The organism is Litorilituus lipolyticus (genome assembly GCF_006439335.1).
GTDB lineage: Bacteria > Pseudomonadota > Gammaproteobacteria > Enterobacterales > Alteromonadaceae > Colwellia > Colwellia lipolytica.
Map to the genome: position 1 here is coordinate 210,957 of NZ_SAWY01000019.1, position 25,933 is coordinate 236,889.

Below are 25,933 nucleotides of genomic sequence, written 5' to 3' on the forward strand. Positions count from 1 at the left end.
CTCTAAAGATATGTTTATACGGTTAATTAATCTCTATGCCTAGGTTTGATAGACCTTCAGACAACACCATTTCTTTAGCCAATTGACAGCTTCGTTTGTTTTCTGCGGCAAACTTTAAGAAATCAAATAATTCATTTTGAGTCTCTTTTTCCCACTGCATTAACGGATGTGCTTCAATTTGCTCTGATGATACGTCAATATCTTCACTTTCGTTCACTTCTTGCTCTAGCTGCATCAAGGTTAATTCAACAAAGTAACTGACACTATTGACTGATAAGCGACTGATGGCTTGAACATCATCAGTAACTTCCTCTGCTTTTTTAGCCTTAGGCTTAAAATCTATTAATTGCCATAAAGAGCTCATCGCCATGCAAACATCTAACGCAGGAAACACGCCAAAGGAGTCAAACGCCTCAGGATCAGGGATTTGAGGTTCTAGTTTATTAAGTTGAGCTTCAACATTTATTTTGACTGACTGTGGGTTAGCAAGCCATTGCCAAATAATATTTAACTGATTACGCACCACTTGGCTATCACCAAACTGCTCAGCTTCACTGAACATTTGATAATTAGGTAACATACGTTCAAGCAAAGCCGCAGCAAACGTAATTTGCTGCCACTTACTTAATTTCTTGAATGGTAGATATATTGACACAAAAAAATTACTCACAAATAAAATTGTGAGTAATTATATACGGAATTGCAGGTAAGAATAGTTGAAATCAATAACAAGTTAATTAGCTAACTGCTTTTGCGCATATTCAAACTTCAAACGATACTCAGTTAACTTGTGCTCCATTTCTTGAATCTGTTCAGAATAAGTCGTGGTTTGTTCAGCCACTTTAGCACTTAGCTCGTGATTTTCATCACGTAAGAACTTAATCGTTTCTCTAACTTGGTTATTATCTTGTTCTTGCTTTTCTCGACTTGCATTAAAGCGTTTAAGTACGTTTTCTTCACCTTCTTGAGCAACTTTTACTTGGTCCTTCAGTGCTTCGACTTCTTTCTTATACAGTTCAATATCTGATTTTTCAGTTTCAACTTGCTTCGTCAATGCTTCATGAGCTTTTTCTAACTCGACAATTTTATCAATTGCAGCCGTTTTTTCCTGTTCAAGCTGCTTTTGATTTTCAGCAACAGACGCTTTAACTTCGACTAGTTGTTGCTGCTCTTTTGCTAACGCTTCACTTAATTGTGTTACTTGAGTTTGGTGTGCCTGTGCTTGCTGTTCAAATTGCTTCTCTTTATCAAGCTGGCTATCAATTGATTTTTGCATTTCAGACAATTGCTGCTGTAGCTCTGTTTTACTGCTTTGTTCTTTTGCTAATTGCTCTGTTAGTTGAGCCACACTGTCTTGCGTTGCTTGCTGCTCAGTTAATGACTTTTCTAGGGCAACAACTTTGTCAGATAGCTCGGCTTTTAGTTTTTGCTCAGACTGTAATTGCTCTGATAATTGGTTAAGCTTTTGCTCTGATTCTTTTGTACTATTCTCAATCGCTTGTTTATTGCTCTCCTGCAGCGTTGTTAACTCATTGTTTGCGATCGAAAGTTTTTGAGTTAACTCATCAATTTGCTTTTGCTGCGCATTACCAGATTCAGATTGCTCTTTATTCTTTTGCTCTAATTGTGTTTGTGAGGTTTTCAATTGCTCTGCAAGCTGATTACTTTGTTCTTGTGCGCTTTTTAACTGGCTAGTTAAACTTTGCTCTTGCTCAGTTAGCACCATTAAGCGACCATTCAAGCCATCAACTTCTTGGGTTTTTTCATTTAATGCTTGTTCACTTTCCAGCAATTTTTCTTCTAATTTGCTACCAATGTCTTTATTTTGATTTTCAACATTCGCTTTTGCTGAAGAAGCTTGAGCTAATTCTTTTTTCAGTTGGTCAATAGTTTCTGTATAATTAATCGTCTTTTGTGTTAACTCAACCTGAAAATTTTGTTTGCTACTCTCTTGTTCAGCCTGCTTTTCAGACAGCGCTTGTTTTAGGGTTTTAATCTCTTCATTACTTGTCTGTAATGTTTTCTCTAACGCTTGATAATCAGATGTTTGAGTCGAGTTTGCGTTAGCACCGTCTTCAATAGCAGCGCCAATTAACTTAGTTAGCTTTTCTTCTACTTGAATATAAACATCACTGGCTAAGCTTTGTATTTGCTCTTCCACATCCTTGGATAGTTTATTTTTATCGACCATATTATTCTCATTATTATAAACCACTACTGCCTTTAAACTACCACAACAGTTATTGCACAGGAATATCGAATTGACATTTTTTTTACAAAAAAAACAAAAAAGGGGCATAAGCCCCCTTTATATTATCTTTTTTGCTGTGCTGTTTGAAATTAGCTTTCAGCGCTTTCAGCTGCTTGTTGTTGACCAACAGGTGAAATTTGAATACCTACTACTTTAACTTCTGATGAATCATTTCGTAATTGAACTAAACGGTTTACTTGACCTAACGAACCAAGCATAGAGTAAATTGGCACAAACAAACCACGCTTATGGAAATCAACTACTTTATCTTCAGCTAGTGCTTTAACTTTTTCTTCATTTACCGTGAAAATACCAACTAGCTTTTTCTTTTCGCCAGTGCTTAAATCGATGTTTAATTCAAGCTCTTGTAATAAATCATTCTCTTCAAGTTCTTTAATGAAGTTTTCAGTCATCTTCTCACCTTCATATAAGCGGCCTAATGACTGTTGGATATTAGTGAATATCTCTGATTCTTTACCGTCTTCAAATAAAGCTAAATCTTTATCTTCACCAACAAATTCACTGTCTAAATCAATACATGCAGTTAGTGTATTTTCACGTTCAGGATCTAAACCTAAGGCAAATGGGTACATACCTAAACTTTGTGGTACTGTTAATGCTGACCATTTGTCATCTTTAAAGAATAAGTTTTCACCACTTTCTAAACCAAGCATCGCAACGCTACGGTAACGTGGAGAATCTGGGTTTTTTACTAATACTACAGGAAAGCTTGATGTCGCTTGTGCATATTCGCCAGCAGTAATAGGTACAATATGTTGACCTGCTGTATGTGATAAATTGCGTTTGTTAGTTAACTTAAGGTTTTGATGTTGATCTGGTTTTACTGGAACAAAATTCGCCATGACTATTTCTCGTTTTTACTGCTTTATTAGCATGTTTTTATATTATTGTAATTTTACGCTAACTAGCTTGAAGAAAATAATGCAACGACGGGTTACAAACACTTGCAAGGTATTTAAGTAAATTACTGCCTTGTATAAATTATGGTGACGGTAAGTTTGCTTTCAATGCTAAACTTAAAAAAAGATCAAAATAATCTGAGCTATATAGAAAAATGTTAAAAAAATTAGTTTGTTACTCCTTAATTTTATTTTCCTGCTTTGCGCTTGCGATGCCGAAAATTACAATAAAGCACCAAAGAACAGCTGATGATTATGCTCAAATTCAAGTTATGAACGAGATTAACCTACCTTTAATCTGCCATGTCGCCATTGATGGTCACAAAATACGCTTTCAACTCAAGCCATATCAAGCATCAAAATGGTACAAAGCAACGGATAAACGCTTTAATTATGAACACTTTAGTGTATGGTGTGATTATTTAAGTTTGCACCCAGAATATCAAAAAATAAAATAGAAGGACTTAATGAAACTACCATTTATACCTGTATTAGCCGCTAGCTGCTTATTACTATCTGCAGCATATCAAGCTAGCGCAAGCCAACTATTTGATCCTTTTGATGGTCAACTCGATGCTTCTCAATATTTAAGTGAGAATGCCTATGGTTTTTTACCTGTACCAATAATCATAACAGACCCTGCTGTTGGTGGCGGTTTAGGATTATCTGGCCTGTTTTTTCATGAAACAGAGGAAGATCGTAACAAGCGTTTACAGTCTATGCAGAATGCCGAAAATGCTGCACAGCATCTTATGCCGCCAAGTATTTCTGTAGCGATAGGCGCCTATACGGGCAATGATTCCTATTTTGCTGGCGGCGGCCATATGGGCTTTTTTAATCAGGGAAACATTCGCTATATGGGTGGTGGAGGCTATGGCAACTTAAATATAGATTTTTTTGGCTTTGGTGACATCACATTAAAAAAGCCTATTCAAATTAACACACAAGCTAAAGTTATTATGCAAACACTTAAATTTAAATTAGGTGATAGCTCCTTTTATTTTGGTCCAACACATAGATATATAAATGCTGCCATTTCACCTAGCAACCTCAATGACTTAATCGGTAATTTACCTCCTAACTGGCAAGATACTATTACCCAACTATTAACAAAAGATGTCACAACCTCAGGCGTTGGCTTTACCTTAGAATATGATTCTAGAGATAATTTTTTCTCTCCCAATGAAGGATTAAAATATGAGTTAAGCCATCTTTGGTATGACGATAAAATTGCGTCAGATATTGATTATCAACTCACTGAATTTTCAGCTTTACATTATTTCAAGTTAACAGAAAATTGGCAGACCGCTTTTAAAATTGATATGCAATACGCCAATTCAGATGATTTATTACCTCCCTATGCTACCCCCTTTATTTCCATGCGTGGTATTCCAGCAATGAGATTTCAAGGTAATGCCATTGGCGTGAGTGAATTAGAGGTGACTTACAACGTAAACTTTCGCTGGAAGGTCAACGCATTTATTGGCATAGGTAAAGCGACTAATGAGTTTTCAGATTTAACGTCTAGTGCTAGTAGAATAAGTAAAGGGGCTGGCTTTCGATATTTAATTGCCCGCCGATACGGTTTTAATATGGGTATAGACTTAGCATTTGGCCCAGAAGATAACATTTTTTATATTCAAGCAGGCACTGCGTGGTAGTTTTTAGCGAATAATTGCATACCAAAGCCTTTATTTGGCCTGTTTGGGCAACAATTTGATATTTTCTATTGATTCGCTCGATTTTCTTTTTTAGTATGTTGTTGGCAATAATAATAATTGATGAATTAAGGATAAAAAATGAATAAAGGTGAATTAGTAGCAAAAATCTCTGAAGGCGCAGATATCTCTAAAGCTTCAGCTGGTCGTGCGTTAGATAGTTTAATTCAAACAATCACTGAAGAATTAGCCAATGGCGGCGAAGTTGCTTTAGTTGGTTTTGGTACATACAAAGTTAACGATCGTGCTGCTCGTACGGGTCGTAACCCACAAACTGGCGCAGAAATTCAAATTGCTGCAGCAAAAGTACCAAGCTTCAAAGCTGGTAAAGCCTTAAAAGATGCTTGTAACGCTTAATTGATAAGCTACATGCATTAATAAAACAGCGCCTAAGGGCGCTTTTTTTATATCTGCAATGTCATTTCATAGCATTCGCCAACGTTATATTTTACTATTTACCTACCTCATCGTTAGTAGAGACTGTTTTGACTTTATCATCACCGAATACTTCACCTGTTTTTGACCGCCCTGTTTTTATTCTGGCTTGCCCGCGCTCTGGTAGTACTTTATTTTATGAAACACTAGCTAAAGCTAAAGGCTTATGGACTGTGGGTGGTGAAAGTCATGCAATCATCGAGGAAATTCCAGAGTTCAGTACTATATATAATGGCTCTGTATCGAATTCATTAACAGAATTACATGGTAATGACCGTTCAATCGCCTTACTAAAAAGCCGATTTGCCCAACAATTAAGAGATATAAATAATACTCCTTATAATTATGAGCAATGTGGCGCAATTCGCTTCTTAGAGAAAACGCCTAAAAATGCCTTGCGTATTCGCTTCTTTAAAAAGGTATTTCCTGACGCTTTATTTATTCATTTAGTGCGAGACCCAAGGGACAACATAAGCAGCATCATTGATGGCTGGAATTCTGGCCACTTTATTACCTATCCTCACTTACCTGGTTTTAATAATCGTTGGTCCTATTTATTGCCAGATAACTGGCAATCACTGCAAGAAAAGCCTGTAGAACAAATAGCAACTTTTCAGTGGCAAGCAGCAAATCAAGCAATTGTCGATGACCTGCAGTCAGTGGCTGATAAGCAAAAGTTCACAGTACATTACCAAGATTTTCTTGATAATACTGCTGACATTATTGAGCAGCTTTGTCAGTTTATTGGTATAGAATTTGATTCGGGTTTACAGCAGTACTGTCAAACACCATTACCTTATTCTCGATATACTCTAACCAAGCCAGAAAAGAATAAATGGCATAAGAACAAGACGTTACTTGAACCTAATATGCCTAAATTAACTACTTTAGTTGCACAACTAAATAATAATTTACAACCTTTTACCGATTATCGAGTGAATAATTCATTATGAAATTAGCCCATGAATTTATCAAATTACCTTTGCATTTTGATGTCAGTAAAATGCAGGAAGAATTAGCAAAATTTTCACCGCAAGCATGGCGAGGCCATCATGAGGGGTTTCCAGGTAACAGTGCAATACCTTTAATCAGTGTTAACGGACAACTCAACAATGACTTTAAAGGTGAAATGTTAGCCACTGACGCTTTAAAACAGTCTGAGTATTTACAACAAGTTATCGCCTCATTTAATGAAGTATTTGGTCGTTCAAGATTAATGAAACTTGATGCGGGTGCTAAAGTACCTTTGCACTCGGATATTAATTATCATTGGTATAAACGCGTCAGAATTCATATACCGATTATTACCGATCCCAAGGTGATTTTTCATTGTGGTGATAAAAGTGTTCACATGGCAGAAGGTGAGTGTTGGATTTTTGATACTTGGAAAAATCATCAAGTTGATAATGATTCAACTGAAGATCGCATTCATTTGGTCATTGACACTGCAGGCTCCAGTGCGTTCTGGCAACTTATTAGTCAATCTTTTGTTCCTTGGTTAAATAAAGCTGAGGGAGCATCAAAACTACTGCAGTACCAAGCAGACTTTTCTCCAAGTATTTTAATGGAAAAACATAATGCACCAGTGGTAATGGGGCCTGGTGAATTAGAATTTATGATAGGTGAACTTAAACAAGAAGTCAGCAAGACGCCTACTAATAATAGTAATGTTGCAACACAACTTTTTACGGTACTTGAAGGTTTTAGCCAAGATTGGCGAAGGTTATGGTCACTTCATGGCGAGAACAAAGCTGGTTGGGATTTATATCATCAATGCCGAGATAATATCTTTCATCAAGCTAAACAAAGCGCATCACAATTGAAAATATCAAACGGCGCATCAGCACTAGATATGTTAGCTCACTGTATTATTGTGCCATCATTTAACCCTTAATTTAAACACACTACTGCTCGCATAATGCCTGAGCTTGAGCAACGATTTGTTCAAAAGCAGGCATGTGCGTTTTAATATATGGCTGATATTGCTGCCAAGAGTTCACTGAACGTTTGTTAATAGGTTGCTTCACTTGGCTTACACTTGGTGTCAAAACAACTCTGTCTGATTTGTAAAACGACAAGCACTGTGGTTCAAACTCAAGCTGGCAATATTCGAGTAATTTTCTTATTTGGGTTTCTGCATCATCAGTAAGTAATTCATAACTTAGGTGATAAACCTCTTTCCCATAAATTTTCTTCCAGTGTTGCATCAGTGCCAAATAGCCCTGCCAATAAAAAGAAATGTTATTTAGAGAGTATGAATATTCATGGCCTCGGCTAAAGTATTGTTTGAATACACTTAAAGCATTATCTAACGGATTTCGCACCACATTAATAATTTTTGCATGGGGAAATAAGGTTTTAATCAAGCCAATATGAAGAAAGTTATTAGGATTTTTATCAATGGCAATAACTTGGTAATCATTAAAATACTGTTGAACTTGCTGACAATAATGATCAGCAAAGGCTTGCCGCTTTTCTTCAGATAAACTATTTAACTGTTTAACATAACCACCTGAACGTTCTAATTCTAGCCCGATTCGTTCAATATATTGCAACTCATCCGTAGCACCGACTTTTGAGTGGCTAGCAAGAATTTGTTCAACTAACGTTGTGCCTGAACGTGGCATACCCACAATAAAAATTGGTGAAAAATCATTAGATACGGGTAAATTTAATTGACGATTGGAGGCACCTGAAATCATATCATTCACCATAGAATGATATAACTCGCCCCTAAAAGGCCTATGCTGTTCAAAAATTCGGTTTGCATTACTCATGGTGACAAAAGCTTGCTCGAAATCTTTCTGTTGTTCATACGCTCTGGCACAGGCAAAACCTATTAATGCTTTATTACCTAAATCGATCGTATTATCTGCTAGTAATGCTTGTAACTTTTCACTATCTTCAGGCGTAAAAGTGAAATTTTTAATATCTGCCATACTCCAGTAACCAACACCGCATTGGCTGGGGTTATCAGCAATAAAGTCACGATAGTGTTGTATGGCTTTCTCGCTTTCACCTTTTGCTTTATATACATGACCTAAATTTAGCAGTAGGTGTGGCAATGATTTTTTCTCAGCCAACAGCATGAGAAAAGATTGTTCAGCTATCAATATTTTTCCTGCAGCCAAGGCAACTAATCCATATTTAAAGCGCATTTGACTGTCTTCACCAAAGTCCGCTAAAAACTGTTCAAGCGCATTAAGTAATGAAAAATGTGCTTCTTTCGCTTCTAACAAAGCAATCAACCACAATTGCTGTTGTTTTGTGTCATCGCTGTCTTTGATCAATCTTTGATAGTAGGTTTGCGCATGAGAAAAATTTTGACAGCGCAAATCAATATTAAAGGCGAATTCAAGCACCGCTTGATTATCTGGATATAAGGACAATAACCCCGATAATTTGTTTTTTGCATCAAGAATACGGTTTTTTGCCAATAACTGATGACAATATGCCAGGGTTTGCTGATCAGTTTGGGATAATAATAAGGCTGCTTGATTCATAAGGCACTATATACGGGATATCAACTAAAGCTAAATGATATGGGAGCAGTAATGCCTTGGCAACAATAAATAACTATCGTGCTTAAGTTAAGTCATCTTCCTTGGTCTTAATAAGCAAAATGAAGTGAAAGCGCTGAAAAAACAAGCTCCTTTTAATCCTTGATAATGAAATGCCCATTAATTGCTGGCATGATAATAACTCATTTCTCTGCTGTGAGTTTATCAATGAAAAATACCGGCAATATCACCCAAGCAATGCGCTTACCTTTCTTAGTTCTCACGCCATGTTGTGTTTTTTTAGCCGTTGCAATTGCTATTAAGCAGCAAGTAACTTATTCATTAAGTTATGCCTTTTTATGTTTAATAGGCGCATTAGCTGCCCATATTGCAGTGAACACCTTAAATGAATATCAAGACTTTACCAGTGGCTTGGATTTAAAGACAAAGAAAACCCCGTTTAGCGGTGGTAGTGGTTTATTACCAGAGCAACCCCACTTAGTGACAGCAGTATTTTATACCAGTGTCATATCATTAGTGACAACAATTGGTATCGGCAGCTTTTTTATCTACGTATTAGGTTGGCAGATTTTACCCATAGGTTTGATTGGCGTCTTATTGATAATCACCTACACCAAATGGATTAACAAGAATGCTTTTTTATGCTTAATTGCACCCGGATTAGGTTTTGCCACCTTAATAACCGGTGGTACCTACTTTTGCATTAGCCAACAATTTACCAGTGACATGTGGCTGATAAGCATCATTCCCTTTCTGTTAATTAATAACTTACTGTTATTGAATCAATTCCCTGATTTACACGCAGATAAACAGGTAGGTAGAAATCACTTTGTTATTCGATTTGGCATACCAGCCAGTATTTTTGTCTATAGTTTATTTGCCATCATGAGCCAATTACTCATTGTTTGGCTTGTCTTCAATAATACACTGCCAGTTGCTTCACTCGCTACGCTAGCACCTATGTTGCTCAGTTATTTTTCTATCGTTGGAATGATAAAACACCAGCAAAATATTGGTGAATACCCGCACTTTTTAGCCGCAAATGTTGCATCATGTATTCTTAGCTGTGCCGTGTTAACTCTCACGTTGATCGTTTAATCACTTGATTGTTTACTGTGATTTAAAAATAAAAAAAGCATTAAAGACTGGCTTTAATGCTTAAATAACCTGAACTCGGTTTAAGAAGTAAATTAACAATATAAAATACAGAACGTTATATTCAACTGATTTTCTAGCTTGATAGTTTTACTTAATTCAAGGCAAATTTCGCGTCAATAGCTAGCCTATTGCAAGTAAATTTAACGAAGAAGTCAGTAAAAATAGCTGCTAGAGAGTTATTTATTAAGCCGAACTCAAGTTAAATAGCATTAATTTACACTTTTCGTCGTGCCGCTAAACCAATTAAAGCAATCATGAATAAAGCTAAGGTAGGCGGAACAGGGATCTCAGTATTCTTCGCTGCACCATATAAGAACTGAATATAAGCAATATCCGCTGCTTGTGGTCCAGAAAACGCCTCACTATAAAATGGGTCCATCAACGCTGGTCCTGGTGGTAATTCAGGTATTATAAAACCATCATCACTATGACCTAACCCTAAAGCATGACCTAATTCATGTGCCATCACTTGAAAAATATCAATGCCAACACCGGCAAACCCTATTTTCCATATATCGGTACTATCAAAGTGAATATCTCCACCCACAGGAGAATTACTTGGGAAATAGCCGTGAGCTAATACACCCGATGGGCCATCAAATGCGTGAGCACCCACACGAATAATACCTGAAGTACTCGGAACATTAACATCTTCACCTTGATCTAGCACTTCTATAAAAGTTAAATCAGCAACAATGCTCCATGCATCAAATGCACGCTCTATTTCAGACTTATAGCCTGCAGGCATAAAACTGTCTAATGAAGAAGTAACGCAGCCTGCTGGCTCCACCGTCCCTAATTCACAAGATAGTCCTCCATCCATTATGCTCCAACTAATGGTTGCACCTGTACCTAAACCAGCTCCCCATTTCGCTATCGCGCCTGCATTTGCTTGAACTGAAGCTAACAGTAAAATAGCCACAGTAAGACAGTTAACAACTCTAACCATACCTTTATCCTTATTGTTATGTTTACATTGAATTGAACAAACCATTAGACACAAATGCAAAAGCTAAACCAACCAAGTAAAGTACATTTAAAACAACATGTTAATAAAGTTAATTTTCTAAAAAATCATCCTTTGTAAAAAATACTGACAACAGAAATAAGTGAAATACTGAAAGATCACAAGAAAATACCTTTTAAAGGAGGTGACTTAAGTGATGTTTTTTAGCGAAAGCTAAAAGTACAATGCCACAGGCGACAATAACAGCCGTTAGGAGCAGCGCGGCATTATAGTTTCCATAATAATTAATCAAAGCAACGCAATAAAGCGGTGCAACGATTTGGCCAACACCATAAGCAGACGTGATAGCCCCCATAATTAACACTGGATTTTTAATAGACTGTTGACCCGCAAAATTCATGAATAAAGCAACTAAACCAATAAACGTCGCACCAAACAACATACCACTAAGTAAGTTCATAAAGATATTGGTTGAAAAAACGGGAATTAATATACCAACGATTTGTAGCGCCAAAGCGACCATCATCATTGTTAAACTATCGTATTTATCAGCAAGTCTCATCCAAATGATACATGATGGTATCCCTGCTAGACCTACGGCAAGCCAAACATAACCACCATAACCTACTAAGCCATCTAAAGAATTAATAATATCGGGTAAGAAGGTCGCTTGCACAACCATACCAACACCTTCGGTAAAATAGGCAATAATTAAAATCACCACCATAGGAGTAAATAACGAACGCTCAAAGCCATGATGCTCAGCCCTTTGATCAGGTTGCTTATCAAAGGTTAAAATATATCCTGAATAACAAGCCAGTATTGCCCCAACAAAAGCAAGGATAAGCCAAGCATCCTGCCAACTTGAACCGTAATAAAAGGCTGCTCGCACGATAAGATCACTAACTACAATAGAAAAGCCTAAGCCACTAAAGTGAATTCCCATGGCTTTTGTTTTGTTTATCGACTTTAGTTTTAACATCACTATTGATGAACCAACAACCAAGGCCATCGCAGCACCAAAGCCAGCTATTAACCGTGATAACAGCCAAATAATACCATTGTCAGTAAGGCCTAATAAAGCTGAAGAAAAAACACATATAACAAGGCCGAGCCTAAAGAAGCGAACCTTAGTATGAATATTTTTCAGAAAAACCGAAAAAATTGAGCCGGATAAATAACCAAAATAATTTATTGAAGCCAAAATACCAGCAAAAGAAATGCTTAAAGAGTCTTCAAGCATAGGTGGCAATAACGAGGTAAAAACAAAGCGAGCAACCCCTACCCCGACAATTAAAGCAAAAATACCCGCGAGTAAAATTGCGCTATTAGCACTTCGTTGCCACAACACCAAATAGCCCCTTTTCGATGACTTGTTATTGTAATAGCCAGTTTATGAGGTTTAACCGACAATAAGCAAATCAATCTAGGCAATAAAGATTATTATAAATACCTATAAGCTTTCAGTAGATAAATTATTCAACTTGAAGTACTTAGTATATTCACCACATTAAGCAATGAATAATGAACAGCTAATCAATATCAAACGAATAATACAAATCGGTAGATTGCTCAATGCCACTTACCACTTCAAGCCATAAGCGGTTAAGCAAGAATAACCTCACGGTAAGCTCATTAATTGGCTCATAGACACCAATACCATACTTCATATAAATACGTTCACCTATATAGCCACTAACCGTTGCCTGGGTCTTTTCACCCTCACCTTCAGTATCCACAGCAATATTACTGATCAATGGGATTTTCTCAATTTGATCAAAAAGCCCTACGCTATTAGTCACGCCAAAACCAACCAGAAAACTTGCTGCAACGGTACTATTCTCTGTACCAGCATCGAGACTTCGTCCTCGCACTAAATAAGACAATATCTCTGGCATCTCCATGGTCGGTGATGAAAATAATTCCATTTCAAGAGCTTCGGCTAATCCGGTAATTTTAATGCCCACATCGATGTCTTCTGATTTGATATGACGATTCGCGCTCAGATTAAAATATGGGTTATCTATCGGGCCATTGAAGGTAATTTCGCCTGTTTCAATTTGCAACCTTTGACCATAAGCTTGAAAGGTGCCTTCACCTGATTGAATACGACCAAACAACTGTAAAGGTTGCTTACCTTGTTGGCTGATCTGCAAGTCGCCATATAGCTTACTTTGCAAACCTTGCCCCGCTATAGTAAAGCGATCGGCAATATTCACCCGTATATCGGTCTTAATATTTAAACCCATACCTTCATGGGTAACAGCTTTACCCTCATTATCAATAATAATGACATCATCACTTAAAGAAACGCTACCTTCAGGAAGCTTTTCAAAAGTATAGTGGCCATCTAGCACATCTATATTTCCGCTGATTGTCAGCATCTTATTAGCCAGGGTGGCATTAATATTAGGCGCAACATTCATCACCAATTGAGGAGGAAAAACAAAGGGCAATTCATCAGCTTGAAGGTTTATATTCAAGGCTAAATCATCTTGCCAAGAAGCTGTACCACTTAGCTTTGCCTTTTTATCTTTAAGATAAAAAGAACCATCCATCACTGCAAAATTATTGTCTATGCGCAATGTGCTCTTAATATTCTCAAAATTATTAGCATTCTCTCTTAGTAGGAGCCTACCTTTATCTAACGTTACATCACCATTAACTAATGGCTTATTAAGGCTTCCCTCCACTGCTATATCTGCCGTTAACTCACCTTGCAAACTCACTACATCGGCTAAAATAGCCTGAAAAGGTTGCAGGTTGAGTTGCTTCAATACGACTTGCGCTTTTATTGGCGACTGCTCTGTTAAGCCCAGAGTTGATGTAGCCTGCATCAGCACTTTATCTTCATTTTCTAACAACAAGCTACTTGAAAATGATTGCTCATTAACAGAAAAACTAAATTCACCGTTAGTCCACTGCGAGAGTTGGAATTGATTTAGCTCATCTAACATTCTGACATGGCCTGCAGACAAGGCAAAATGTGCCATAGCATTTAACGGTTGCTCAGGTGACCAGTAAGTATTCACTTCGCCATGTAATTGACTTTCAACTTCAATATCATCAGGAAGGATGAGCTCATCGACCTCAGACAAATCAAGGGCAAGTTGCACTAAAAAGTTACCAGAGTCACCTAAAGAAATTTGATTAGGTAAACAAGCTGACAAACCAATACCTTGCCAACAATGTCCTGAGATATCAAATTGCTTATTGGTCATATCAGCAGCAAGGCTAAAGGCTTTATCATTTTGTAATGTAACGTTTTTATAGCTGATTACACTTTGTGTAACTTCACTATGCCATGATGAAAAATCATCATTGAAATGGCCATTAAGTTCAACATGGCTCGCATAATCACCTTGCCAGTTAAATTTAACCTTATGATTGTCAGCATTGCCCACTACCTGAAATTCAGCTTCATGCAATAAAATAGGCTGCTTCGCCAGCCATTGTAATGAGTTATTTGCCACAAAGAGGTCTAAGCGATGATTCTGTTTAGGTTGGTATTCACCCCGCAAAACGATTGAATCAGCCAACCACTCTTGCTGCCAATTGAACCCTTTTACTTCACTATTGACACTAATTAACGGGTTATCAGCCTCACCCGTAATAGTAAAGTCACTGGTAAATGCCCCTTGAATGGCCTGACTCCAATGATTAAGTTCGTTAAGTGTTAACTGTCCTTGTATGTGCCATTTTGCTTGATCGCTTGATTGTGAAACTAACGTTAATTCACTATGATTAAATACGGCAACTAACTCGCCAGCCTGCAGCTGTCCTGACTGATTAAAACCAAGATCTCCCTGTAAACTAATAGGGGTATTATTTACTTGTCCAGAAATGTCAGTCTCGGTTAGAGAAAAGTGCCAGTTATTTTTTTCCCACTGCCCAGCACTATTAATTTTCCCTTGTATGTTTCCAGTCAACTCTGTAGGTAAATCAATCAATAACATCTGGCTATCGATATTAAGTAACGTAAGTAATTCAGCCACATTGGTTTCAGGTAATGACAGCCCCGTAGACTGTGCTTTCAGCTGCCATGATGACGTATCTTCTGAATGTAAGAACTCTCCGTTAATGACTAATTCACTCGCCGAACTTGGCTCACTGACTTTAAGATCTTTTATCTTAAAATGCCCTTGCTGATGACTAACATCTAAGGAGACCTTGGTATCTTGATAGCCATAGCTACTAAGCTGACTTGAAAGCTGTAATGATTGTTTTTTGAGATCGCCTGACACTGACGCCTTCAGCGTTGAGGGTGTACCATGAGAAGCCAATGATAATGGCATAGGAATTTGTTGTGCTACTAGCTGAATATCAAAAGGCAAATCTACATCGACTAAGTTGACAGCTCCATGGCTAGTAAGTGACAACTTACCTTCATTAATGACTTTAAAAGTTAAATCATTAAGTGCGCCATTAAGGACAATTTCTTGCTTATCACCAACAATATTTGGCCACCAATCTAACTTTTTAAGCTGAGTTTTTAGCTTGGCATCAAATTGATATGGTGGTGTTAACTCTGCCTTTGCAGTCATTTGTTGGAGTGAAAAATCAAGCGTTGAGCTAGCTAAATGACTAACATCTACCTGAGTATTTTGCCATGTTCCCGTCAAAGCATTTTCAAAGGCATGCCATTTCACTTCAGTACTTGCTTCACATGATGTTGTGCATAGCTCACTCGGTCTTTCAACGGTTTGAACTAACAATTCAGCAAGTGATAACTGCTCAACTTTCAATAGCATCGGCAAGGAAACACGTGGCAAATCTAGTAATTTATCTGTAGATTCTTCTGATATTGATGAAGTTTCATCAGTTACTGAGCTATATAAATCAACAGATAGAAAACGTGCCGATGGTTGATAAAAACTAAAATGACTTGCTTCAATATCTACTCGGCTAGCCAACTCCTTAATTTTTAGCTGTGTATCATTTATAATCAGTTTACTGTTCAGTATTACGACTTGATCAGCTGTAATCGCGAAAGGCAGTTCAATTAGCTGCCCTGCTGACTCATCAACATAGCTTTCACTTACTTCACTGCTTTTACTTTGGTAATTTAAATTAAATTGCTCAGCATTGAGGGAATTAATGCAGAGCTTTTTCTGCCATGCGCAAGAAAAGTCTATGCTTGATTCTATTTCAATCAGTTCTATAGCTAAGCTATCTAACTGTAACGTAAACTCATGCAGCGCTAGATCTCGCACTAAAGCACCACTACGATATTCAACAGAAATAGCGTTGGAGAAGTTCAAGAAAAATAGACTGAATTGTGCTCCAAACGGTGTTGTTAAAAGCAATGCCAATAAACATAATCCAATGGCTAAATATTTTGCAAGCCATAAACTCAAGCGGCGAAACATCATAACTCAGCCCCTAAGTTAATATGTATCCGCCAATTTTTATCATCGTCATCAATGCCATAAGCCACATCAAACTTTACCGCCCCAACAGGCGATATATAATGTAACCCTGAACCAAATGAATACACTGGCTCATACTCACCTTTATTGGCAACACTGCCACCATCAGAAAATAATGCTAAACGCCATTTATTATTTAAGTAATATTGATATTCAATGCTGGCTACAAATAATCGCGTACCACCAACAACAATTGTCTGCTCTTCATTAGGATCGGAAGAGATCGGAATTGTTGAACCAATCGATTGATAGGCAAAGCCGCGAATACTTTGATCACCACCGGCGTAAAAACGCAACGAAGGGGCAAGTTCGGCATCTCTATCAATATAAATTGCACCAAACTCGGCACGTGTTACTAACCTATGATTAGGTTTTAAGGTGTTAATGTAATTCCAGCGCCCATGAACCCTAAAGAAACTATTATCAGAGCCTGCAGCAAGGTGAGCGCCTTCAATACTATAAGTTTGTCTAAACCCATGACTAGGATCGAGTGCAGCACCACGTCGAATCGTTCTAGACCAAAAAACACCAGGGATAATGTACTTAACACTATCTTCTTGCGACCAATCAATATTAGGATCAGACTCATCTAAATCATACTGCCAGGACTCTTGGTGATAGCGAGTATAAATTTTTCGGTGCCAGTTATTATAGGTAATTACCCGACCAATTTGTGCTGAATAAAATTTAGTGGTGAAATCAGCATAATCTTCATTTTCTATAGAGGCTTGTAGCTGCAATACATCTTCGGTGGGATGCTCTAATGGAATACTATAAATAAACGTGCCTGTCGGATTTAATTCAGAGTATTCAAACTTTGTTTCTTGAAAATGACCATATCGATTAAGTAAAGGAGTACGCCAACTCGCTGATAAACGAAATTGAGTATCAGTGGCATAGCCAAGACCAATATCAAATTGATGACTCTTAGCAGGGGTTAGGGTTACTTCAAGAGGTACATTATATTCACCCTTTGCTTCATCAACCACTTTCTCACCCGGCACCGCCATCACAGAGCCAAAGTACTTAGTTGACTGCAATTGTTGTTGTAATTGATGAAAAGCTTTAGTGCTGTAGTAGGTATCACTTTCAAAAGGAATTAAACTCGATAGTAGTGCGGGTTCTAAAGCAAATTCACTAAAGTTAACCTCACCAAAACGGTAGCGAAAGCCACTATCATAACGAATTTCTATATCAGCAAAACGATAGTCAGCTTTTATGGTGATACTAGCATCAAGTAGCACACCATCAAAATAACCTCGCTGCAATGCCAAAGATAAAATATCTGCTTTTAAATCCTCATATTTACCATGATGTAGCGTATCACCCTGCTGAATAATATGATGCTCAATTAAATGGCTAAATTCAGGATCAGCACTGGCTTCCCCTGTAATCTCCACATTAATTTTATCAATAATGGTTGGCTCATTTAAGGTGATATCTATAAGTAAATGCCAAGGTGTTTGCTCAACACTAAGCTGAATGTCTGCTTGATAATAACCTAATGATTGTAAAGCATTTTCAGTATTGCTTTTAGCAGAGTAAATATAGGCCGAACGCTCTAACTCAGTTTTAGGTAACTGACCTAAGTGTGAGTAAATATTATTCTTTAATGCTGTCGGTAATTTACCCTGTAGTGTCACGGTCAAGTTACTCGCGAATACACCATGACAAACACCTAACATCAACACTGAGAAAGTTAAGTATTTAACGCCTTTTAACCAGCATGTTTTAATGATCTTTAATAAACCAACCAATAGTGTAACCATCAAAAAGTGTGAAGAAGCTATTGTACTAACAACTCAGCATCAGCATATAAATCTGATGAAGTACTTATATAGAATAAATGATACCACTTATAGATGAAAACAAAGATTAAGCCTGTTTATAAATTAATGTATAAAAGGAAAATAAATTTTGTATAGATAGTAACTTATAACAATTACCATAAGTCACTTTTAAATTAGCCATCGATTAAAACAAAACAATCTTTAGATGCTTTGGCATTTCATCTTTCTTTATTCGAGAACCCACAAACTCATTCTTTCTTCTTTTTTCCATTAATCTTAATTCTTTCGCAAGATCTATTGGTTCATACTCTTGATCTATTCGCCTTCCTGAAGGAATTTTTTGAACAAATACTAAAAAGTTTTTATCTGCGTTAACACGTTGTGAATTTGTCAATTGACCGGCTAATTTATCAACTAACAAAGATTTCTTACGACTTTGTACTTGAGAGTTCGCCAATTTAGCCCATAAATAAGCAAACTCTTTGTCTACAGAAACATAATTTTTAATACCTTGGCTATAAAAAGACGCCAACTTATATTGAGCTCGATAATCGCCATTAAAAGCTAACTGACAATACATATTAAATGCTTCAATAATATAATCAGATTTTTCAGCCTTTTTAGCCGCTTTATAAGGAAAAAATTTGTCCGAACTATTACAAAGAGAGCCATTAACTTCTGACGATAATGCAAATGAAGAAAAAAGCGTAAGTATGAATAAAATAGCTAACTTCATACATTACAGTCCTCATTGACAAACGCAGTACAAAGTTCTGGTAGATCTTGTTTCAGTAAACTTACATAGCGAGAATAATTTGAAAACGTATTAGTTATCGGATCTCTTACAACAAACTCTGCAAAATAATTCAATTCTCCAGCTTCAACGTAAGTACAAGAACCTTGATTTTCATAGTCAACTCTGAAGTTATAAACATCAAAGCCTATAAAACAATATTCGCCTTCTATTAGCTTTAACGTTATCTGAGAATAACCTTTATCAGTTCGACCTATATAAAACTCTTCAGATGTTTCCATATTTCTGATTTGTATGTTTTTTAACGGATCAAGAGTATTAAATACTAAACCCAAGTACCCTTCATTATCTTGCAAGTTAGTAAGAGGAACTTCAGGATCGACCCTATACTTCGATACACAACCCATTAGCAAGGCACTAGCAAGAAAAGCTATCATTAATGATTTCATCATATCCCTTTGAAAATTTTATAAAATACTTAACGAATATTAACCGTAAATAGCAAGTAAGTCTATAAAACACAATTAAGCATATAGAGCTTATTTATACACTATTTCTTAGGGCATACGTATTCAAGAAAATAAATTGCTTCTATAAACCCTCTTACCTTGTATATACAATATAACGAGTATTCTAAAGCCAAATTAGCAGCATATTCCAACATCGCTTTCGATACATCCCTTCAAAACAATGCATTATGCAAATCAGCTTATAAGCCTTGGTATATCGATATTTTAGTTAGTCATACAGATAAACAGATTGTCGGAAGAAGAAATGCTTATTAAAAATATTGTTTGCATGTAACCTCTACTAACGCAAACAATAATTATAGAATGTTTAGCTAATTTTATTAAAGCAATAATATGTATATACAAGTGCTTATGAATACAAAGTAGCTCTAATGTCTTTGCTTAATAACCTTATTTGAAATGCTATCAAATTTTACCGAGATTTCAGTAAAATACACCATATATAAAACTACTCCCTCAAGTAAGGAGAATATGTACCCTATAACAGTATCAAGATATACAGATGCTGAATAGCCAAATATAAAAGGAGCTAGCACTACATTAAAGAGCAATAAAACAGTGAATAATAATCTACCAGCTGAGTGAAAATAATAGAGCCCTAAATATGCTAAAACTTGCAAAGCAGATAAAAAATAAGGCAGTGGGCCAGTTAAATCAACGATACTTTCTGCCCCAGCAAGGTATAAGAAATTCTGTGTTTGATCAGTATATAAATACGGCCAACCATACGATAAATAACTAAAAACTGTGTAGCAAAGGGCTAAAATAAGTACTAGCTTTTGATAACGTCTTTCCACACCTTCCTTATGCTCCGTATTTGACTCAAAACTTGTTTGTTTTATAGAAGTCACTTTAACACCTTGTTGAAACGAATATTTATTCGTTCTTTTGCCTATAATGAATGGCTATCATAATACATTCAATCAATAAAATAAGCTCCTAGGTTGCCATACTTTGACTCTGAATTCATATAACCACCTTTGTATATTTTCACTTAGACAATCAATAAAATTACTTACATAAAAGAACCGTACAAAGTAATTTTGAACTTTGCTTTATCTTCTCAATCTTATCGACTAACTTTAGTGGCAAAAATGATTCTGCTAATAAATAATTAGCATAAACGCCATGACTCACTAGTTCAATTGAATTGGCATCAGATGTAGGGTAATCACTCACAAGTACATCGCTGAAATGCTTGATAAAGTCAGCCATGATTTTTTCTTGATCTCGCTTAATGGGCTTTAATCTTTTAGCTTCAGAAAACAAAGCTTCGCCAATAATAGTTTTATTAACTTCTTCTTTTGATTCAACATTGAATATTGTTTCAATAAAACTTTCAGCACGATTAACCTCGGGAAGCCAAGTCAGTAGCTCTAGCCATTGTCTTGCATAAAACTCACTCCATCTAACACTTAATGCACAAATAATATCATCTCTATTTCCAATATAATGCCGCAAAATACTTCGCTTGAAGCCTGCTTTATCGGCAATACTCTCTAATGAAGCACCTTGTATTCCTTTTTCTATAATGCAAGCCTCTAACGCATCAAGGATTTCTTCAACACGTAGAGCTGCCAAACTTGGCCTACCCATAGTCAACCTCACTCATTGTTTTTTTAACTATAGCAAAAAAGCTTTAGATTGTCATCTTGACAATCTAAAGCTTTCTCTATACATTGTCAGCATGATTATTAACTTAATGGATAAGCATTATGGTAAAGCTAATATCACTCAATGTGTTTTTCGCCGCAATTTTACTAATGTTTATTGTAATGCCTGTTAAATCAAACTGGCTTTGGCTGGCATTAATTTTTACATGGTGCTGGGGTGAAGGCCTTGTTGCACAACAAGCATCGGTAAAGTGGTGGCATATGCTTTTACTCTTTATTGTGCTTGGTGCACTCGAATTTTATCTCGTTTCTATCTTCCAACATTAAATAGGTTAAACATTATGAAAATTTTTTGGCGAATTATCGGCGTTGGATTACTGCTATGGGCAGCATGGGATATTTATTTTGGTTATACCTTTTTATACGACGTTATCTATAAAGAGGTCGAGCCAACTTTATATTGGGTAACAGTCGCAGCATGGATCATTCTCGGTTTAAGTTGTTTTTACACTAAAGATGAGTAGATATGTGACTCCTTTCTCTCAAACAACCTTAACACTCAATTATGCTATCAAATACAATTTCATTGGAGCAAGATAATGAAGATTTACCTTATTAAAGCCTCTGCAGGTAGTGATTACTCTAAATACAAAGCCGAAACTGGTGGGCCACCACAAAATATTTTTGCGGCTGCAGCAGCCACACCAAAGCATTATAAGCTTGAGATGGCAGATGAAACTATCGGCATGAAAACCAACTTTTCCTCTGATGCAGATGTAGTTGTAATTTTTGCTTCTACCCCTGATGCTTATAGAGCGTATGAAATATCAGCAAAATTTGCCGAGTTAGGAAAAACCATTATTCTTGGTGGCTTGCATACTAAATTTAATCAAGAAGAAGCTGCTGAACATGCTCACGCATTGATCTTAGGAGAGGTTGAAAATTACTGGCAAACCTTGCTAAATGATGTTCAAGAAAACAACTTACAACCAGTTTATCAAAGTACAACGCCATTAGATTTAAGTGAACTAAACCCTTACCCTACTAACTTAATTTCGCCCAAAACATACAACTACACGTGGTCTGTTGTGGTTACACGTGGCTGCCCATTTAAATGCGATTTTTGTCTAGTACATCAATTTTTTAATAAGTTTCAAATGCGACCTATTGAAAATATTGTTGAAGAGCTATGGCATTTAAAATCTCTTGGCGTGGAATGGGTTGAGCTACACTCAGATAACCTTACATATAATCGCGATTACGCAATTGAGCTCTTTAAAGCAATAGCCCCCATTGGTTTAAAATTTTATGGCGAAACAACCGTGCTTATAGCTCGCGATGAAGAAATGCTACAAGCCGCAAAACAAGCGGGTGTTAAAGCATTACTACTCGGCATAGAAACCCCCTCTCTTGAAGCTCTTAAAGCACAGAAAAAAGGCTTTGTTAAACCAGATAAAATGAAGGCTTATATGGAGAACATTAGAAAGTATGATATTGAGGTTTGGGGGGATTTCCTATTTGGCTTTGATGAGCATACACCATCAATATTTCAAGAAACCCTAGATTTTGTGAAAGATATCAAAGTCGATAAGGTTATTTCACACTTTATGATCCCCTTTCCTGGCTCGGAGTCTTTTAAAAAACTAGATGCTGAAAATCGAATTTTAACCAAAAATTGGTCTAAATATGATGGTAGTCACTCAGTATACCAACCTAAAAATATGTCTACCGAGGAGTTAGAGCAAGGAGTTTATTGGGTATGGAAGAAAACAGCGAGTTTTACTGAACGCTTGAAATACCTTTTTTAATTCAGATTTCGTTAACGTTTATTGAAACTATAATGCAACAGTCTCATACCTTAAAAGCCATTATTAGTCGCTTTAAGTGGCAAATACTACTGACGTTATCCGTGGTCGTTATAGAAGCAGTTTTAGGCATTTTTTATCCTTTACTTATAGGGATTGCTATTAATAAGCTCCTTGAAGAAAGCTACCAAGGAATCTATTGGCTAACGGCTTTAGGTGTGGCTTCGTTAGTTATTGGTACATTTAGACGCTTTTACGATACAAGAATTTATTCGAAGATTTATCGAAAAACTGTCACGAGTATGGTTGCTTCAGAGCATAACAAAGCACGAGCGGTCTCAGCCATTTCAGCTCGCAGCAATCTGATGACTGAATTTGTTGAATTTCTAGAAGATTCAATGCCTGAAATAGTGCAATCATTCATTGCTATCATCGGTGTTTCTATCATTATTGCGTTATTGAATATTAAAATATTCTTCGCGTGTTTAGCTTTACTTTTACTGATATTGCTTATTTATGCCATCACAGGGAAAAAGAACTTTTGCTTAAATAAGGGTTATAACGATGAACTCGAACAGCAGGTTCATGCCATTGAAAGCAAAGACAATACTACAAGTCAAAAGCACTTCAACGCATTAATGCGTTGGAATATCGCGTTATCTGATCTGGAAACGACTAACTATTTTATTATTTGGTCAGGTGTGATTGCGCTTTTTATTTATACCCCCATAACAGTTATTGATGGAGGTATTGCGAATTATGGTCTGGTTTTTTCAATTATTATGTATGTATTTGACTATATTGAAAAACTTGTAACCATGCCGCTGCATATTCAACAAGCTATTCGTTTAAAAGAAATTTCTCAACGATTATCAACTTAAATCATCTAACTAATTATTCACAAAACGAGTAAATATGAATATAGTGTCTGCCAAGTAAAATCACTTTATTAGATTTTTCTATGGGTTATTGAGGGGTAAATTGTGTTTTCATTAAAACAAGCAAAAATCAGTGATAAAGCATTTGTTGTTCCACTGATATTCTCATCAGGACCTGATGCATTTAATTTTGTTTTCACCACAAATACTCGCAGTGCTATAGATTTTCTTCATTTCGCTTATCAACAACCCAAAGGTACATTTAGTCACAATCATCATCAGGTATTAACTAAAGCTGAAGACACTGTTGCCGCTGGCACCTTGATGCAAGCAAGCAATGTTTTAGTTGATAACTTTCATGTTGCTAAACAAATCATTCGTTTTTATGGCGTGTTCAGTGGCCTAAAAGTCATGTTCAGAGGTTTGCGTACAGAATCAGTAATAAAGCCGCCAGCCAAAGGTAGGGGCTATTTAGCACACCTTGGCGTACCTGATGCAAAACAAGGCAATGGTTATGGCAAGCAACTCGTTGCGTTGCTTGAACAGCAAGCCAAATCTCTAGGCTTAGCCAAAGTAGCACTCGATGTTTCAATGGAAAACCCTAATGCTAAAAGGCTATACGCTCGTTTAGGTTATTCGGTAAGACGTTTTAATTCGTCGACGTTAAAAAATGATTTTGGCCATGTGCCCAGTCATGAATATATGGAGAAAACACTTTAAAACTCGCTTTACAAGCCTCGATACAAAATTACTCTTGAAAATATCAAGGCTCTTAAAAGCCTTTAACAACTACTTTTCTTTTGCCAAGATAAACACATGATAGCCAAACTCATCAGCAAAACGAGTGCAAATATCTACTTCATGTTTAATATCAGACAGTGCCACCGAAGAGGTCATCTCTTCTTCAAGTTCAGTAATTCTAGCTGTTAATGGTTCATAGTAATTCAACCACGCTTGTTTACTTTGTGGAAAATGCCTAATGACTTGATAGCCAGCTTTTTGCATTTGCTCAACTCTCGTGGCTATTTGCTGAATATCAGGATATTCCTGACTCCATAGTGCCATCGCTTCCTTACTCGGTTTATCTGTTCGCCAAACCATATCACTCAGTACAATATAACCTTGTGCACGAAGACAAGGTTTCCAGCTAGCAAGTGCCTTTTCAACACCCATTATGTATGCACTGCCCTCAGACCAAATAATATCAAAACTCTCCTTATCAAAAGGGAGGTTGGTCATACTTACATTTGCTGTTTCAAGCTGCTTAGATAATCCGAGTTGTTCAAACCGACGAGTAAGACTGTCTAGTGCGGATTGTTCATTGTCTATCGCTGTGATTATTGCTTCTGTTTCTTCAGCCAATACCTTGGTTGCTAAACCTTTTCCACAGCCTATTTCTAATATGTTCTTAGGTAAAGAAGGTAATAACGACAAGGCATGTTTAGTATCTACATCACTTCCTGGTCCCCAATGTTCTAATGTCTCGAAGACTTTCATAAAGTCTGCCATGTATTCGTCATGTTCATTCATATTTTTTGATAACCATTTCAATCGCAAGGCTTCTTTCTCACAAAAGCCCTGCTTAATTAACCAATCCAGATGGGCATCTGGCGCCAATTCGTTTAAGTCTTCATGCCAAGATTTAAGGTCGCCTTCACCTAGTATCGCAGCAAGTAAATCTCGGGATTTCTGCTTTTGAACGATTTCCTGATCTAAAGCATTGAGACGATTTTTCAACAATTGTCTATCTAGTTTAGCTTCGAGGCACACCTTGCATTCTTTCAATGTTAAACCACCAGCTAAAAGATGCTGAATCAACCGAAGGCGTTGTACGTCTTTGTCGCTATATACACGGTAGCCATTTTCAAGTCGTTGTCCTGTAATGAGTTGCAACTTTTCATAGTAAAGTAACGCTGTTCTAGACAAACCAACTTTAGTAGCGAGTTCTGATATTTTGTACACAGCAATCGTCCTTTAACTAACAATGGTTAACTACTCTAAACTATAAAGCAGTAGACAGGTCAACAAACAAATGTATTAAAGTTAAATTTTTGTCGGAAAATTATAAGAAAATAATGAGCTTTAACGTGTTTTAGAACAGGTCATGCACCCTGGAACGGGCACATGATGAATGCGTTAGTGGTAACAATTATTATGAATATTC

Annotated in this window: 24 protein-coding genes; 11 read left to right on the forward strand and 13 right to left on the reverse strand. The window is 36.7% G+C overall.

Going from position 1 to position 25,933, the window contains the following annotated elements; genetic code table 11:
- Window positions 1-22: 22 nt before the first annotated feature.
- The 3 genes from EPA86_RS09015 to EPA86_RS09025 form a co-directional block, all read right to left on the reverse strand.
- Complete coding sequence (locus EPA86_RS09015; protein ID WP_140603101.1) at window positions 23-655, reverse strand: YjaG family protein; 633 nt, start codon at window positions 653-655, stop codon at window positions 23-25.
- A gap of 78 nt (window positions 656-733) precedes the next feature.
- Window positions 734-2,191, reverse strand: coding sequence for a coiled-coil domain-containing protein (locus EPA86_RS09020; protein ID WP_140603102.1), 1,458 nt, complete (start codon window positions 2,189-2,191; stop codon window positions 734-736).
- A gap of 149 nt (window positions 2,192-2,340) precedes the next feature.
- A complete protein-coding gene (locus tag EPA86_RS09025; RefSeq protein ID WP_140603103.1) occupies window positions 2,341-3,114 on the reverse strand; it encodes a SapC family protein in 774 nt (257 codons plus the stop codon).
- Between the two features lie 269 nt (window positions 3,115-3,383).
- Between EPA86_RS09025 and EPA86_RS09030 the strand changes: the two genes are divergently transcribed.
- The 5 genes from EPA86_RS09030 to EPA86_RS09050 all read left to right on the forward strand — a co-directional run bounded on the left by EPA86_RS09030 (window position 3,384) and on the right by EPA86_RS09050 (window position 7,218).
- Complete coding sequence (locus tag EPA86_RS09030; protein ID WP_246058324.1) at window positions 3,384-3,629, forward strand: hypothetical protein; 246 nt, start codon at window positions 3,384-3,386, stop codon at window positions 3,627-3,629.
- Window positions 3,630-3,638: 9 nt separating this feature from the next.
- Complete coding sequence (locus tag EPA86_RS09035; RefSeq protein ID WP_140603105.1) at window positions 3,639-4,832, forward strand: BamA/TamA family outer membrane protein; 1,194 nt, start codon at window positions 3,639-3,641, stop codon at window positions 4,830-4,832.
- A gap of 138 nt (window positions 4,833-4,970) precedes the next feature.
- On the forward strand, window positions 4,971-5,246 hold the full coding sequence (locus EPA86_RS09040; RefSeq protein ID WP_118960365.1) for an HU family DNA-binding protein: 276 nt from the start codon (window positions 4,971-4,973) through the stop codon (window positions 5,244-5,246).
- A gap of 128 nt (window positions 5,247-5,374) precedes the next feature.
- Complete coding sequence (locus EPA86_RS09045; protein ID WP_170309610.1) at window positions 5,375-6,277, forward strand: sulfotransferase family protein; 903 nt, start codon at window positions 5,375-5,377, stop codon at window positions 6,275-6,277.
- Window positions 6,274-7,218: an aspartyl/asparaginyl beta-hydroxylase domain-containing protein gene (locus EPA86_RS09050; RefSeq protein WP_140603107.1), complete on the forward strand. Its 945-nt coding sequence runs from the start codon at window positions 6,274-6,276 to the stop codon at window positions 7,216-7,218. The genes EPA86_RS09045 and EPA86_RS09050 overlap by 4 nt, the downstream gene beginning before the upstream one ends.
- 10 nt (window positions 7,219-7,228) lie before the next feature.
- On the opposite strand, the gene EPA86_RS09055 is transcribed toward EPA86_RS09050, so the two are convergent.
- Complete coding sequence (locus EPA86_RS09055) at window positions 7,229-8,827, reverse strand: tetratricopeptide repeat-containing sulfotransferase family protein (protein ID WP_140603108.1); 1,599 nt, start codon at window positions 8,825-8,827, stop codon at window positions 7,229-7,231.
- 165 nt (window positions 8,828-8,992) lie between these two features.
- Here EPA86_RS09055 and EPA86_RS09060 point away from each other — a divergent pair, with 165 nt between their 5' ends.
- Entirely contained in the window at window positions 8,993-9,943 is a 951-nt protein-coding gene (locus tag EPA86_RS09060; protein ID WP_140603109.1) for a prenyltransferase, read from the forward strand.
- Window positions 9,944-10,217: 274 nt separating this feature from the next.
- Here the strand turns inward: EPA86_RS09060 and EPA86_RS09065 are convergent, their stop codons facing one another.
- The 8 genes from EPA86_RS09065 to EPA86_RS09100 all read right to left on the reverse strand — a co-directional run bounded on the left by EPA86_RS09065 (window position 10,218) and on the right by EPA86_RS09100 (window position 21,069).
- Window positions 10,218-10,952: a matrixin family metalloprotease gene (locus EPA86_RS09065; RefSeq protein WP_170309611.1), complete on the reverse strand. Its 735-nt coding sequence runs from the start codon at window positions 10,950-10,952 to the stop codon at window positions 10,218-10,220.
- Between the two features lie 193 nt (window positions 10,953-11,145).
- A complete protein-coding gene (locus EPA86_RS09070) occupies window positions 11,146-12,321 on the reverse strand; it encodes a YbfB/YjiJ family MFS transporter (RefSeq protein WP_246058325.1) in 1,176 nt (391 codons plus the stop codon).
- A 181-nt stretch (window positions 12,322-12,502) separates the two neighbouring features.
- Entirely contained in the window at window positions 12,503-16,342 is a 3,840-nt protein-coding gene (locus EPA86_RS09075) for a translocation/assembly module TamB domain-containing protein (RefSeq protein WP_140603112.1), read from the reverse strand.
- Complete coding sequence (locus EPA86_RS09080; RefSeq protein WP_246058326.1) at window positions 16,339-18,156, reverse strand: autotransporter assembly complex protein TamA; 1,818 nt, start codon at window positions 18,154-18,156, stop codon at window positions 16,339-16,341. Before EPA86_RS09080 ends, EPA86_RS09075 begins: the two co-directional genes overlap by 4 nt.
- A 217-nt stretch (window positions 18,157-18,373) precedes the next feature.
- Window positions 18,374-18,925 (reverse strand): hypothetical protein, encoded by a 552-nt coding sequence (locus EPA86_RS09085; protein ID WP_140603114.1) that lies wholly within the window; start codon window positions 18,923-18,925, stop codon window positions 18,374-18,376.
- Complete coding sequence (locus tag EPA86_RS09090; protein ID WP_140603115.1) at window positions 18,922-19,380, reverse strand: hypothetical protein; 459 nt, start codon at window positions 19,378-19,380, stop codon at window positions 18,922-18,924. The genes EPA86_RS09085 and EPA86_RS09090 overlap by 4 nt, the downstream gene beginning before the upstream one ends.
- 461 nt (window positions 19,381-19,841) lie before the next feature.
- Complete coding sequence (locus EPA86_RS09095) at window positions 19,842-20,324, reverse strand: hypothetical protein (protein WP_140603116.1); 483 nt, start codon at window positions 20,322-20,324, stop codon at window positions 19,842-19,844.
- Window positions 20,325-20,484: 160 nt separating this feature from the next.
- Window positions 20,485-21,069 (reverse strand): TetR/AcrR family transcriptional regulator, encoded by a 585-nt coding sequence (locus EPA86_RS09100; protein ID WP_140603117.1) that lies wholly within the window; start codon window positions 21,067-21,069, stop codon window positions 20,485-20,487.
- Between the two features lie 119 nt (window positions 21,070-21,188).
- Here EPA86_RS09100 and EPA86_RS18205 point away from each other — a divergent pair, with 119 nt between their 5' ends.
- The 5 genes from EPA86_RS18205 (at window position 21,189) to EPA86_RS09120 (ending at window position 24,489) form a co-directional block, all read left to right on the forward strand.
- Window positions 21,189-21,413 (forward strand): hypothetical protein, encoded by a 225-nt coding sequence (locus tag EPA86_RS18205; RefSeq protein ID WP_170309598.1) that lies wholly within the window; start codon window positions 21,189-21,191, stop codon window positions 21,411-21,413.
- A 14-nt stretch (window positions 21,414-21,427) separates the two neighbouring features.
- On the forward strand, window positions 21,428-21,610 hold the full coding sequence (locus EPA86_RS09105; RefSeq protein WP_211664920.1) for a hypothetical protein: 183 nt from the start codon (window positions 21,428-21,430) through the stop codon (window positions 21,608-21,610).
- A 75-nt stretch (window positions 21,611-21,685) separates the two neighbouring features.
- Window positions 21,686-22,894 (forward strand): B12-binding domain-containing radical SAM protein, encoded by a 1,209-nt coding sequence (locus EPA86_RS09110; protein WP_140603118.1) that lies wholly within the window; start codon window positions 21,686-21,688, stop codon window positions 22,892-22,894.
- A 32-nt stretch (window positions 22,895-22,926) separates the two neighbouring features.
- Window positions 22,927-23,772, forward strand: coding sequence for an ABC transporter six-transmembrane domain-containing protein (locus EPA86_RS09115; RefSeq protein ID WP_140603119.1), 846 nt, complete (start codon window positions 22,927-22,929; stop codon window positions 23,770-23,772).
- Between the two features lie 102 nt (window positions 23,773-23,874).
- The gene (locus tag EPA86_RS09120) at window positions 23,875-24,489 is read left to right on the forward strand and encodes a GNAT family N-acetyltransferase (protein ID WP_140603120.1); all 615 of its coding nucleotides are present in this window, start codon (window positions 23,875-23,877) and stop codon (window positions 24,487-24,489) included.
- Window positions 24,490-24,558: 69 nt separating this feature from the next.
- Here the strand turns inward: EPA86_RS09120 and EPA86_RS09125 are convergent, their stop codons facing one another.
- Entirely contained in the window at window positions 24,559-25,731 is a 1,173-nt protein-coding gene (locus tag EPA86_RS09125) for a MerR family transcriptional regulator (RefSeq protein ID WP_140603121.1), read from the reverse strand.
- Window positions 25,732-25,933: the final 202 nt, after the last annotated feature.